The organism is Legionella impletisoli, from assembly GCF_900639875.1.
GTDB classification, from domain to species: Bacteria; Pseudomonadota; Gammaproteobacteria; order Legionellales; family Legionellaceae; genus Legionella_A; species Legionella_A impletisoli.
In genome coordinates, this window is record NZ_CAAAIA010000001.1 from 344,795 (window position 1) to 358,365 (window position 13,571).

Consider the following 13,571-nt stretch of genomic DNA (forward strand, 5'->3'; position numbering starts at 1 on the left):
TAAAGCCTCTTGTTTCTAAAACTTGAAGTTATAATAATATTTTTCTGATATCTTCTAACGCTTCACATAAATACCGCGTAAAGCGAGCCGCTTCTGCTCCATCAATCACACGATGATCATAGGAAAGTGAGAGGGGAAGCATGAGCCGCGCCTCAAACTCTTTATTACGATAGACAGGTTTCATAACAGAACGTGACAATCCTAAAATAGCTACTTCGGGGCTATTAACAATCGGTGTAAATGCAGTACCCCCGATACCGCCTAAACTGGATATGGTAAAGCATCCTCCACTCATATCAGCAGGCATTAGTCCTTTTTCGCGTGCTTTGGCGCTTAATCGAGACATTTCCTTTGCTATATCACTCACGGATAATTTATCTACGTTTTTAATCACAGGCACCACTAACCCATTTGGTGTTTCAACCGCAACACCTATATTACAATATTTTTTATATATTAATTGTTCACCGCTTGGATCCAGCGAGGTATTGAACTGTGGAAATTGAACTAACGCTTTACTGACAGCCTTACAGACAAAAGCAAGCAAGGTTAATTTATATCCTTCATTTTTTGCTTGTTCAGCTTCTTTCTTTCGAAACGCTTCCAGTTCAGTGATATCTGCCTCATCAAACTGTGTCACGTGAGGAATCGTTAACCAGGACCGATGAACGTTTTCACCGGTTAAACGCTTAATCTTATTCAAAGGCTTTATTTCAGTTTCACCAAACTTGCTAAAATCAATGCTAGGACTAGGCGGTAATGATAAACCAGTCACAGCTGATTTATCCTGCAATCTAGCTTTAACGTATTCCTGCACGTCTTCTTTAGAAATTCGTGATTTTCGACCGGTTCCTTTAACTTGCTTCAAATCCACACCCAACTCTCGTGCTAATCGACGGACGGCGGGGCCAGCAAAAACAGAGCTGCCAATTTCAGTTAAGGACTCTGAAGGCAAAGCAAAGGCCTTGGAAGGCTCACCGGGCACTTGCTTTTCTGATTTTTTTAACTCCAAAATATCTGCTTGCTCTTTTTCAGACTCAGCTTTTTTCTTCGGCTCCTCTTCTGATTTAGGCTTTTTCGCAGCTTTATCAGTCGTTTCTAATATTAAGATCAAATCGCCTTCGGAAACTTTATCACCTACTTTAACATGCATTTCTTGCACAACGCCTGAATTGGGGCAAGGGATTTCCATGCTGGCTTTATCGGATTCTAAGGTAATGATTGAATCATCTTTACTAACTGTATCTCCCGTTTTTACAAAAATCTCAATCACTTCAACCTGAGTTGCACCACCTATGTCTGGTACTTTAATTTCTTCTTTGCTTTTCGTTTCAAACGATTTTTGTTCTTCTTTTGATTCGTCCATTTCTTTATTCGATTTGGGCTCTGCTTTCTTTTCCTCCGACTCTTTATCTTTCTTTTCTTTTTTCTTTTCTGATGAACTTTCTTTCTCTTCTTCTAAGGTTAAAATGAGATCACCTTCGGAAACTTTATCACCGACGTTAAGCTCAATCGCTTTAACTTTTCCGGCTTTAGGAGAAGGAATATCCATACTTGCCTTATCAGACTCTAAGGTGATTAAAGGCGTATCCTTACTGATTTCATCGCCGGATTTAACCAGAATTTCAATTACATCAACATCAGCAGCTCCCCCGATGTCTGGCACAGTTATCTTATTGTCATCTGCCATATGAATTATCTCTCACCCTTTTGATCAATACATTAATTCGACTTTGATAAACAAAGATCATCAAAGTCATAAGATTCAATTTACTCAATGCGTTGCTGGATCGAGTTTATCCTGATCAATATTGTATCGTTTAAATGCTTCTTTAACGGTCGATTTAGGAATCGACCCTTCATTTGCTAAAGCCGTTAATGATGCAAGTACAATGAATTTAGCATCCACTTCAAAGAAATGACGCAATTTAGCTCGTGTATCACTTCGTCCAAATCCGTCCGTTCCTAACGTAATATATGGAGCACTTATAAATTGACGAATTTGATCAGCGTAAAGTCGCATGTAGTCTGTTGCAGCAATAACTGGCCCCTTTTTCTCCGCCAATTGCTGAGTGACATAGCTTTCCCGTGGCTTTTCTCCAGGATGCATGCGATTGAATCGCTCAATTTCAAGCCCTTCTTTACGAAGTTCATTAAAACTTGTGACGCTCCACACCTCTGAAGTAACAGAGAAATCTTCTTTCAACATACGTGAAGCTTCCTGTACTTCTCTTAAGATAGTACCCGATCCCATCAATTGAACATGTTTTTTAGAGGGCTTAGCACAGGTTTCAAGTAGATACATGCCTTTAATAATCCCCTCTTCTACCCCTTCTGGCATATCCGGATGATGATAGTTCTCATTCATTACCGTAATGTAATAAAACACATTCTCTTGGTTTTTATACATACGGCGTAAACCATCTTGAATGATTACGGCAAGCTCATAGGCATAGGTTGGGTCGTATGCTACACAATTTGGTATGGTCGAAGCGAAAATGTGGCTATGACCATCTTGATGTTGTAGACCTTCGCCAGCCAGCGTCGTACGACCTGCTGTACCACCTAATAAGAAGCCCCTCGCTTTCATATCCCCTGCGGCCCAAGCCAAATCGCCCACACGTTGGAAGCCAAACATGGAGTAGTAAATATAAAAAGGGATCATCGGTAAATGATTCGTACTGTAAGAGGTTGCAGCAGCCATCCAAGAGCAGAAGGCTCCAGCTTCATTAATTCCCTCTTCTAAAATCTGGCCATCTTTCGCTTCTTTGTAATACATAACTTGTTCATGATCTACTGGGGTATAAAGCTGGCCAACTGGTGAATAAATTCCAACTTGTCTGAATAACCCTTCCATTCCAAATGTTCGGCATTCATCGGGAACAATTGGCACAATACGCTTATTAATTTCTTTGTCTTTTAATAATACTGAAAGGATACGCACAAAAGCCATGGTCGTTGAAATTTCACGATCACCTGAGTTTTTTGTCACCGTAGAAAATGCTTCAAGCTCAGGTACGTTCAATGATTCGCACTCATGATTGCGATATGGAAGAAATCCACCAAGCGCTTCGCGCTGCTTCTGTAAAAATTGGACTTCTGGGCTGTCGTCCTCGGGGCGATAGAACGGAACTTCTGTGATTTTATCGTCATTAATGGGAATGCTAAACCGATCCCGAAAAGCCCGTAACTGCTCAATGGTCATTTTCTTTTGCTGATGGGTGATATTCATTCCTTCACCAGCGGCACCCATTCCATATCCTTTAATGGTTTTAGCTAAGATGACTGTTGGTGTACCTTTATGTTCAACCGCTTCCGAATACGCTGCAAATACTTTTTGAGGATCATGGCCGCCACGGTTTAAGCGCCAGATTTCTTCATCCGACATATGTTCAACCATTTTTTTAAGTTCAGGGTATTGATTGAAGAAATGCTCTCGGACATAGGCACCGTCATTTGCTTTATATGCCTGGTAATCGCCATCAACGCATTCTTCCATACGCTTTTGCAAAATACCGTCTTTATCTCTAGCAAGCAGAGGATCCCATCGCCCACCCCAGATCACTTTAATGACATTCCAGCCAGCACCACGGAAAACCCCTTCAAGCTCTTGTATGATTTTGCCGTTACCACGAACCGGCCCGTCTAATCGCTGAAGGTTACAGTTTATTACAAAGATTAAATTGTCTAATTTTTCTCTTGCTGCAATCGTTAAAGCACCAAGAGACTCTGGCTCATCTGTTTCGCCATCACCTAAGAAAGCCCAAACTTTACGACCATTGTTTTCAATTAATCCTCTGTTTTCTAAATATTTGAGAAAACGGGCTTGATAAATGGCTTGCAAAGGACCAAGTCCCATAGAAACCGTTGGGAATTGCCAAAAATCACCCATCAGCCATGGATGGGGATAAGAAGACAAACCATCTACCTCAACTTCTTGTCTGAAATGATCAAGTTGCTGTTCTGATAAACGACCTTCTAAAAAGGCTCGGGCATAGATCCCCGGGGAAGAATGACCTTGGATATATAATAAATCGCCGCCATTTTTCTCTGGGCCTTTAAAAAAATAATTAAATCCAATTTCATATAACGTGGATGCAGAAGCGTAGGTTGCTATATGGCCACCCAACTCAGGGGCATATTTACCGGCACGAAGCACCATAGCAACCGCATTCCATCGAATTAACGCATTAATACGTTTCCCAATGCCTTCATCGGGCGGCATTTGCTTCTCTTCATGCGGTTTAATCGAGTTACGATAGGGTGTATGGATAGACGAAGCAAGCTTTATCCCAGACGCATTCGCTTTTTCTAATAATTGTTTAAGAATAAATTTAGCTCGGTCACTGCCTTCATGGGCAACAATCGATTCTAAAGCATCCAGCCATTCTCGCGTTTCTACTGGATCAATATCTTTTGTATTATCGATGGACATTAAGTTTCCTCACCTGAAGAACGATTAGCAACAAGTCGGAGCAACTTGCAGCCGTTTATGGATCAAGCCTGTGCAGGATTGCTCGCAAATACGATAATCTCCGATGCATTCGCAGGTCGTTTTGCTGCATTGTAGTGGATCACGAAAGGATTGCAACTCACGCGAAATCATCGCACCTTGGACGCATTGACGATGTTTAAACTGAGCATAACTACGGGCAGCAGCCTGAGTGGTGCATTGAGAGCAGTTTTTACAACTATTTTTACAAACCTTACAACATGCCTCAAAGCGTTTTGCGCATTCAGCTTTACAGGCAATTTGATGGGGAGTCATTGGATGCTTAGCACATGCAGTTAAAAGCAATATTATTGCGGTGACCAAAATTCGTACCATCATAACCAAGCCACCATAGTAAACAATGCCAGAAAAACTAATAGCACAACCAACGCGTGCTCTACTAATGTTTCTGCTTGAGGCAAGAGCATTTGGGACTCTTGTTCTTTTTCTACAGCTTGCAAACCACAGTTCATGAGCATCAACCGATTGGCTTCTGGAGGTGTAAAAAAATATTTTACAAATTGATTTAGCCCAGCCTGAAAATTTCCAGCCAGCAAATAAAGTAAAGAGGTCATCTTTGCAGGGAGCCAATCGAGAATAGCGGTTAAAAGAGTAGCCACCGGCTCGCTCACTTTAATAGAGCGAGATAAGGAGATTAATCGATAGAGCAATACTCCGATTGGGCCTGTCAAAATATACCAAAAAATCACAGCAAATAACTGACCATTTACATCGGCTAAATAAGCACCAACCTCCTCTTCAGTCACCTCTTGATTAGAGTATCGTCGTTTAGGATAAAACGGATTATTTGGCCCAAGGCAGTAATAAAAAAATAAAATATTTAATATTAAACTAGCAAAACCGAACGCTACATTATTTAAAAAGAAAAAAAGTAACGATGAAACAATGACAGGAGGTAAAATTAAGTAAGCTAAACAAACCCAAGGGTTCGAGCGAAACCCTTTTTCTGGCAATTTATTGAAAAGACCCGTAGCGTAGGCCCCAAACCATTCAAAGCGGTGATGCGAGCTCATATGAATTAGAAATCGCTCACTTAATAAACAAAGAACAATAACCAGTAATTTCATAAATAGCTCCTGCCTTAATCTTTACGCATTTTATCTGACAGAGACATCGGTGTTGGGTATTTTAACACAACTAAATACGAAGAAACGATGAATGTTAAAATGGTTGTCGCCTGGATAAGATTCGAAGCAACTTCCGAAATTAAATTGGTTGTCAGAGCGATGCTAGCTACAAGCAGCGAAAACTCACTGGCTTGACCAAGTCGATACCCAACTTCTTTGGCAACCGGGCGACTTTCGCCGGCTTTCGCTAAGAGCCAATAAAAACACAAAGGCTTTAATACTAGAATAAGTACAGATAAAATAAGTGCGGGAATGACGACTTGAGCAGCATAACCAAAATTAAACGTAGCGCCAACAGAGAAGAAAAACATGACCAAGAAAAAATCTCTAAGGGGCTTAAGACTCTCAGCAATAAACAAAGAAATAGGGCTCGCTGCCAGTGCTACTCCCGCAACGAAAGCACCAATATCTTCAGACAAACCTAGTCGTGCAGCAAGAATAGATAATCCCAAGCACCAACCAATAGATAATAGAAATACGTATTCTTGTGTTCTATCAAAACGAGCGAGTAGTTTAATTAAAATGTATCGTTCTACAGCAAAAGAGAAAAAAATAAGTGCGGGTAAGGCAACGCCTACTAATAAGAGATCATTCCAAGACAATCCTCCACCCTGCTGTGCACCATTAATTAAAATTAAAACAACAATAGCAATCAAATCTTGCATCAATAAAACACTGATCATAACCTCACCGGTGTGTTGATGATGCAGAATCGTAGTGGGAAGTAACTTCAAACCGATAATCGTACTAGAAAACATCATTGCGCCACCTAATACCCAGGCTTCCGTAACAGAAAGCCCAAACCAGCGGCCAATAAAATAAGATAAAACAGCAAAAAAGACTGAACTTAGCAATGCAATCCAAGTGACTTTTTTAAGCATATGGACTAAATTTTGAGGCTGCAAATGAAGGCCTAACAAAAACAACAAAAACACAATGCCCATCTCACCGACTTGCTGCAGTGCTCCTAGATCAGGGACTAACTTCAACCCCCAGGGACCAAAGGCTGCTCCTAAAAGAATATAGGCAACTAATAAAGATTGGCGGGTGTAAAGCACAACGGTAGAAAAGACGGCTGCTCCACCGAATATTAAGAAAATTGTATAAAACACCGCGCCGTCATGCATAGATTAATAACTCACTATCTAAACCCCAGTTCGGAACTGAGGTTATTAAAAGCCTTAATGATACCCCACTTGGGCAGATTTCCCCCAAAAAACCTTATATGCGTAAAAGGTATATCCTAGTAATATTGGTAACATAATGACCACACCAATTAAAATAAAAACCAGTGTAGAATCCGGAGCCGCGGCTTCCCATAACGTTACATCATGAGGGATTAAATAAGGGTAAACACTAATCCCAATCCCAGCATAAGAACATAGAAAAATGATCACACTGTAAATGAAGGGTCTCACTTCATTACCCAGAGTCAAATTTCTCCATGTTAAAAAAATCATTAAAGCGGTGATCGCAGGCAAAGGCATTAGTAGTAAAAAGTTCGGCATACTATACCACCGATTGAAAATTTCTTCATCATGTAACGGGGTCCAAATGCTAACAAATACCAGAAAAGCAGAGATTAAGCATAAAAACCCTTTAGCAAAATGAATCATTTTTCGCTGTAATTCATCTTCACTTTTTATTACCATCCAAGTTGCACCCAATAAAGCGTAACCACAAATCAACGCAATACCTGTCAGCAAACTAAAAGGAGTTAGCCAGTCAGCCTCGCTAATGACCATCGCCGTTTCATCAATGTTAAACCCTTGGACAAAAGCGCCTAAAATTACCCCTTGGAAAAACGCCGCAGCGATTGAGCTAAGAGCAAACGCCCAATTCCAAATTGGCTTTGATGCTTCGGCTTTAAAGCGAAACTCAAAGGACACACCACGAAAAATTAAAGCCACTAGCATCAACATGATTGGCATATATAAAATCGGCAGCAATAAACCATAAACAATGGGAAAAGCACCATAAAGCATAGCGCCACCAAATACTAACCAAGTTTCATTACCGTCCCATACCGGCGCAATTGCATTCATCATAATATCTCGCTCACGTTCATTGTGAGCAAAAATAAAGAGAATACCAATTCCTAAATCGAACCCATCCAAAATGACGTACATGATGATAATAAAGCCTAAAAGACATGCGAAAATTAAGGGCAGCATTATTTTTTATCTCCGTTCATGTCAGTCATATATTGGAACGTATGGTGCTCAATCTCATCTTTTCTCAAATCTTTTGGTCCTGTCCTTATGGTTTTCATTAAGTAATACAGATAGAAACTAAAAACAATTCCATAAGCAAGAATCAGTAAAGAAAAAGATATAACGACTTCTTCCATGCTAATGGCAGATACTGCCTCTCGCGTGCGCATCAAATGATAAACCACCCAAGGTTGGCGGCCAATTTCAGCTGTTAGCCAGCCGGCAATGGCTGCCACAAAACCCAACGGAGCCATAAACAAACACCAATAATGAAACAATGAAGACTTATAAAGCCGCTCATGTCGTCGTAAAAACACAGCGGCAATGGCCGTTCCCAACATTAACACACCAATGCCAACCATGATACGAAACGTATAAAATACTGGGGCGACTAAAGGCTGGTCCTGGCGAGAAACCGAACGGAGTCCAACTAGCTCACCATCCCATTCATGGGTATTAATAAGACTAGCCAATTTGGGAATACCTACCACATACTCATTTTTTTGCTCTTTTTGTGAAGGCCATGCGAATAAAAGCAAGGGAGCACCACGTTGAGTTTCCCAAACCCCCTCCATAGCCGCAGTCTTTAAAGGCTGATACTTATGTACATCTAGCCCCACTTTATCACCAATCGCGATTTGCAAAGGAACAACGACTAACGCAGACCACATGGCGATTGAAAGCACCCTACAAAATTGCTCAACAAACCGACCTTTTAATAAAAAATAACTAGAAATTCCAGCTAGAACAAAGCACGTTGTTGTATAAGAGGCAAACAACATATGCAGCACGCGTGGTATGAAGGAAGGATTAAATACAATATCCCACCAGTTGGCAACCAGATACTTCCCATCCAAAAATTCATAACCGAATGGGGTCTGCATCCATGAGTTTGCTGACATAATCCAAAAAGCCGATACGGTAGTGCCAATTGTCACAAAGAGTGTTGCAAAAAAATGCAAATATGGGTTGACGCGCTCCCAACCAAATAACATCACCCCAAGAAACCCAGCCTCCAGGAAAAATGCAGTTAGTGTTTCGTAGGCAAATAAGGCTCCGAGAACATTTCCAAACTCAGAAATAAATGGACCAAAATTTGTCCCAATTTGATAAGCAAGAACAATTCCAGAGACAACACCCATTCCAAAGGTAAGCGCAAAAATTTTAACGAAAAATTTGCAAAGTTTTAAATAGATTGGATTTTGAGTATAAAGCCAGGCCCCTTCCATGCCTGCAATAAATAATGCTAATCCTAGATTTAATGTGGGAAATAAAATATGAAAACCAATACTAAAAGCAAATTGTATTCTAGAGAGTATTTCTACAAGCATCCTGCCTTCCTTTATTGGATTAAATAAACGAATTCCCTGAATTCTTTGTAAGAACAAATTCAACGACTGCTATTCTGAATCTTCTATACATCCTCGATTAAGCTCAGTTCTACTCCTTTACGTTCCATTGGCTTGTCCACGCAATGCAGATGCACTGTGCAAAACACTGGGCCACAAGGTCAGGCCGAGGATAAGAGACAGGTAGTCAAGAGGCAGAGCCATTGTTATAGTCAAATTCCATCACGCGAACCTTAACGAATGAAATAAATTAGCACGTTTACACTCTTTTAAAAACCTTATAACCTGTATTTTTGCTTGTTTTCAAGTGCTTTTAAGTTCTCGACGAATTGATTGCCACTCGGGTAAAAATTGATCCATCAGCGCATAGAAACGTTTATTATGGCTCGCTTCTAAAAGATGTACCATTTCATGAACGACCACATACTCTAAACATCGAATAGGTTTTTTTATCAAAGAAAGATTTAACCAAATCCGTTCTGCATGGGGATTGCACGTTCCCCACCTAGTCTTCATGCGCTTTATCCCCCATTCTTTAACTTTGACGCCAAGGATTGGCTCCCATTTTGCGATGAGCGTTGGGAGAATTTTTTTAAGCTCAGAGCGATACCATGCATTGATCATTTTTTCCATGGTTGCTTTCGTCGTGTTTTCTTTAACAAAAAAATGAAGCAGCGGTGGAGACAAAATGATTTTATTTTTACCCATTGCAGACTGAATTGATATGGGATAAGAATTTCCTAAATAGAGATGATGCTCACCAGAGACGTACATGAATGATGGCGCTTCCGATCTGGACTTAAGTGCCCTGGTGTGTTTACGAATCCAGTCTTGCCTACTAGATACAAATCGTTTGATGTAATGTTCTGTGCACCCTATTGGCGCACTAAGTTTTACAAAGCCATTTGAATCAATCCGAATGTAAATATGTTTAATTGGTTTTCGAATGATTTCTACCGAAATATCATTGAGTTGAAGAAGCATAGAGTCCTTGAGTTGATTTTTTTTCTGGCAGTGTAACTTCAAATATTTATATACGTAAAGTCATTGTCAATATTGATTTAATAAGAAGCACAATGGCATACTGGTTTGTTTTTGGGTTCGTGCATCTTTTTTTCAGACATTTTTTTTATTCGGTCGTGATGCTACGTCCATCAATAATCCTAAATTCGGTCGTTGAATCCTCAAAAGAGCAGTCAATATGAACAAGCTGTTCGAACAAATTCCGCTACTGGGTTTAGGATAATACATTGCCGGTGTAGTTACTCGGGAATGGCGTTAAGTAAACTTTCGAAAGGATTGTATATGATATCTATAGAGTTTTTAAAAAAGGTAAAATTGCCCTTATTGCTTCTAGCAATACTTATTTTTCCTCAATTTTTAGGCTCATACGTACCCGTTGAAATTAAATCCATTTCTTATGCTTTTAGTTTGAGCATGAAAAGCATATTAGAGTTTTTATTACCTTTTATCATATTTAGTTTCATATTTTCATGCCTATCGAATTTCCAAAAAGGCGCCATATTTTTTGTTACATTATTGGTGAGCTGTGTATTTGTATCTAACTTCACAGCATTGATGTATGGCTATACCATGGGCAAAGTCGGATTACATTTATTGCATTTTAAGGAAGCGACAATCAATCATTCCACCGAATTGATGCCGGCTTGGCACTTTCATTTAAAAAAATTAGTGACCAATGATGTGGCATTACTATGTGGTTTTATAACAGGCATTTTCTATTCAATTTTCCCAAGCAACATGGCAAAACGAATTGGAAACCATCTCAATCTTCTCTCTAACGGATTTCTTAAAAAGGTATTTATCCCTCTTTTGCCTTTATTTATTTTAGGATTTGTCTTTAAGTTAGAACATGAGAATATTCTACAGACGTCCTTAAAAATTTATGGGCCTATTTTAGTCTTAATCCTGATTTGCCAATGGTTCTATATTGGTTCGTGGTACATGATTGCGAGTCGGTTTTCAATTAAAACCTTCGTTCTCTATATTAAAAACGTTCTTCCGGCTAGCTTAACTGGCTTAAGTACTATCTCAAGCGCCGCCTCCATGCCGGTCTTGTTGGTCTCAACAGAAAAAAATCTTCAAGATACTCAAAAAGCAAAAATGCTTGTACCCGCAATTATCAATATTCATACGATAGGAAGCGCCATTGCCATTCCTATTTTAGCCTTAGCGACTTTATCAACGTTTGGCATGCCTACCCCAACCCTTTCAGCGTTTATAGTCTTTGCACTGTATACGGCATTAGCTAAATATGCAGTGGCTGCTGTTCCTGGCGGGGTAGTTATTGTAGTTGCACCTATTTTAGAAGCGCACTTAGGTTTTTCAAGTGAGATGGTAGGGATTGTAACTGCCGTTTATATGATTTGCGATCCATTTGGCACGACGGCTAATGTCACTTCAAATGGAGCTTTTCCTATCTTATTTTCTAAGCTATATAATCGTTTAACCAGTAAATATCCTCTCAGAGACTCTAATAAATCTCCTGCCTTAGCTTCAAAAGGGTATGACTAATATCTGTTTTATATTTAACCAGGACTTTATTCTCGTAGCTCCAAAACTATGTCATCCTGAATGCAGTGAAGGATCTCAAGTTGTTAATGATTGAAGCTAACTCTAGGAGATCTTCCCTTTGGTTCAGGATGATGTTAATCCATTATGTACATAATACTCTCTATGCATTTTAAATTAACCGCAAAGAGGAAGAGAAATAATTATACAATTTGTATTTTTTGTAAGTTTATGTATAATAATTGCTCTTTAATATTGGTCCAACGATTATGAAAAAAATTAATTTTAATGCTTTTTCCTTGGCAAAAATACATGAAACCATTTTACAGAATACGATACCTAATGTGCTTAAGATACTTGGCTTAAACCGTCCTCAACTAGATAAGCTATTGTCACATTACCATTGTTATCAATGTTCTCTTACAGTTCAAGAAATAAGGAAATATTCAGTTGAACATTTAGCAACTTATTTTGGTGACGCCTATCATCTACCAACTGACCAATTTATTGCCCGTTTCTACCCTATTCCTAAAGAACAATCATCCACGGTAAATCCAGTTAACCCAGAGCTGTCAACATCCAGTTATCATTTGACTCTAGCAAGCATACATCAAGTAATTCTTTCAAACAAATCGCTAGATAGCGCTCTTTTCGCTCTTAACTTAAAACGATCCCAGTTAGAAACTATTTTAAATAAATTTGAATACAATGGGGGCAATCTAACCCTTCAAGAATTCAGAACGATTTCAGTTGAAGAATTAAAATCTAAATTAGGGAATCAATATGATGGACCAATATCCCGAGAGCGATATACCCTTAACCCTCAGCACGAAATAACTTTAGCTAAAATTCACTCCTTCGCTCGCGCTGGCCTAAGCTTAAAAGTAACGTCTCAAAAGCTCGGATGCTCTTTGGAGAAAATTCGAATTTTTTTAAGTCAATTTAGTTACCAAGGAGTGCCCTTAACGTTTCAGCAGCTCAACACTATGTGCCCTCAATTATTACAAGACGTCTTTCAAGATGCATACACCGAAATTATCCTTAAAAAACCGGTCGATCTTTCTAAGCTTAGTTTGCGAGAAATTCACGCAACGCTTCTTTTAGAACGTGACTCTTCGGTTGCTGGGGCCAATCGATTAGGAGTTTATCTATCTCATTTAAATGATTACTTAAGACAATTTAAGTTCCGAGGAGTGATTTTAAACGCCAATCGACTTAAAGAGTGCTTAGCAGAAGATCTAGAGCGCGAACTTGGAGATCTTTATAACTTGCCTCTTGTGCAAGATCAGGTGAGTGCGACAAATCTAGATACTCATGAAGCCCCTAAGCGATTCGAATCAACCGAACCAGAAGTACAACCAGCGATTATTCTTCAAAGGGAAGAGGCTACATTAGACACTCAACTTGAATCAGAATTTGGACCAGCTTTTTCTTCAATTTCTTACGATAATCGATGGACGCCTGAGAGGTTTTATCCATCACAAAGTCGCCAGAGTTTTTTCTCAAACCCTAGTTCAAGTTCAGTTACCGCCTCAACTTCCAACCCGACCCCTCAAGATATTTGGGATGACGAATCCCCTGCTTATAAACGCCGTAGATTGTCTAGCCACAATCTTTCCGTTGATTCTCTTGCACCCACTCAACGTTACTCAATCAATCCGTTAGATGTGCTTCATGAAAATATAGATGAGTATGTTGCGAGCTTATTTAAAAACTCTTAAATTTGTACGAATTTTAATAAAAAAGGTCCGTACGGTATTTATAATTGTTTCGTCACTACGTTACTCGTAACGACGTTTTCATTACTAATACCATACTGAGAAACAACGCTTTGTTT

General features: G+C 39.4%; 10 protein-coding genes. 2 read left to right on the forward strand and 8 right to left on the reverse strand.

The genetic code is table 11. The features are described from left to right. Positions 1-28 precede the first annotated feature (28 nt). From aceF to E1O41_RS01670, 8 genes are all read right to left on the reverse strand, one after another. The gene (aceF, locus tag E1O41_RS01635) at positions 29-1,690 is read right to left on the reverse strand and encodes a dihydrolipoyllysine-residue acetyltransferase (protein ID WP_131775559.1); all 1,662 of its coding nucleotides are present in this window, start codon (positions 1,688-1,690) and stop codon (positions 29-31) included. A gap of 84 nt (positions 1,691-1,774) precedes the next feature. Next, a complete protein-coding gene (gene aceE / locus E1O41_RS01640) occupies positions 1,775-4,435 on the reverse strand; it encodes a pyruvate dehydrogenase (acetyl-transferring), homodimeric type (protein ID WP_131775560.1) in 2,661 nt (886 codons plus the stop codon). Positions 4,436-4,459: 24 nt separating this feature from the next. Next, a complete protein-coding gene (locus tag E1O41_RS01645; RefSeq protein ID WP_131775561.1) occupies positions 4,460-4,831 on the reverse strand; it encodes an acyltransferase in 372 nt (123 codons plus the stop codon). Next, entirely contained in the window at positions 4,828-5,580 is a 753-nt protein-coding gene (locus tag E1O41_RS01650) for a CobD/CbiB family protein (protein ID WP_131775562.1), read from the reverse strand. Before E1O41_RS01650 ends, E1O41_RS01645 begins: the two co-directional genes overlap by 4 nt. A 14-nt stretch (positions 5,581-5,594) precedes the next feature. Next, the gene (locus E1O41_RS01655) at positions 5,595-6,767 is read right to left on the reverse strand and encodes a cation:proton antiporter (protein WP_131775563.1); all 1,173 of its coding nucleotides are present in this window, start codon (positions 6,765-6,767) and stop codon (positions 5,595-5,597) included. Positions 6,768-6,821: 54 nt separating this feature from the next. Then, the gene (cydB, locus tag E1O41_RS01660; RefSeq protein ID WP_131775564.1) at positions 6,822-7,814 is read right to left on the reverse strand and encodes a cytochrome d ubiquinol oxidase subunit II; all 993 of its coding nucleotides are present in this window, start codon (positions 7,812-7,814) and stop codon (positions 6,822-6,824) included. Continuing rightward, positions 7,814-9,184: a cytochrome ubiquinol oxidase subunit I gene (locus E1O41_RS01665; protein ID WP_131775565.1), complete on the reverse strand. Its 1,371-nt coding sequence runs from the start codon at positions 9,182-9,184 to the stop codon at positions 7,814-7,816. Before E1O41_RS01665 ends, cydB begins: the two co-directional genes overlap by 1 nt. A gap of 321 nt (positions 9,185-9,505) precedes the next feature. After that, entirely contained in the window at positions 9,506-10,186 is a 681-nt protein-coding gene (locus tag E1O41_RS01670; protein WP_131775566.1) for a M48 family metallopeptidase, read from the reverse strand. A 321-nt stretch (positions 10,187-10,507) separates the two neighbouring features. On the opposite strand from E1O41_RS01670, the gene E1O41_RS01675 reads away from it, so the two are divergent. Both E1O41_RS01675 and E1O41_RS01680 read left to right on the forward strand, forming a co-directional pair. Next, complete coding sequence (locus E1O41_RS01675) at positions 10,508-11,737, forward strand: cation:dicarboxylate symporter family transporter (RefSeq protein ID WP_165481063.1); 1,230 nt, start codon at positions 10,508-10,510, stop codon at positions 11,735-11,737. A 266-nt stretch (positions 11,738-12,003) separates the two neighbouring features. Then, positions 12,004-13,455: a hypothetical protein gene (locus E1O41_RS01680; protein ID WP_131775568.1), complete on the forward strand. Its 1,452-nt coding sequence runs from the start codon at positions 12,004-12,006 to the stop codon at positions 13,453-13,455. The last annotated feature ends 116 nt before the right edge of the window (positions 13,456-13,571 follow it).

Coding starts and splice junctions, on each gene's coding strand:
- E1O41_RS01670 (WP_131775566.1), bottom strand. CDS start 10,186: ATGCTTCTTCAACTCAATGATATTTCGGTAGAAATCATTCGAAAACCA.
- E1O41_RS01680 (WP_131775568.1), top strand. CDS start 12,004: ATGAAAAAAATTAATTTTAATGCTTTTTCCTTGGCAAAAATACATGAA.
- E1O41_RS01655 (WP_131775563.1), bottom strand. CDS start 6,767: ATGCATGACGGCGCGGTGTTTTATACAATTTTCTTAATATTCGGTGGA.
- aceE (WP_131775560.1), bottom strand. CDS start 4,435: ATGTCCATCGATAATACAAAAGATATTGATCCAGTAGAAACGCGAGAA.
- E1O41_RS01650 (WP_131775562.1), bottom strand. CDS start 5,580: ATGAAATTACTGGTTATTGTTCTTTGTTTATTAAGTGAGCGATTTCTA.
- cydB (WP_131775564.1), bottom strand. CDS start 7,814: ATGCTGCCCTTAATTTTCGCATGTCTTTTAGGCTTTATTATCATCATG.
- E1O41_RS01675 (WP_165481063.1), top strand. CDS start 10,508: ATGATATCTATAGAGTTTTTAAAAAAGGTAAAATTGCCCTTATTGCTT.
- E1O41_RS01665 (WP_131775565.1), bottom strand. CDS start 9,184: ATGCTTGTAGAAATACTCTCTAGAATACAATTTGCTTTTAGTATTGGT.
- aceF (WP_131775559.1), bottom strand. CDS start 1,690: ATGGCAGATGACAATAAGATAACTGTGCCAGACATCGGGGGAGCTGCT.
- E1O41_RS01645 (WP_131775561.1), bottom strand. CDS start 4,831: ATGATGGTACGAATTTTGGTCACCGCAATAATATTGCTTTTAACTGCA.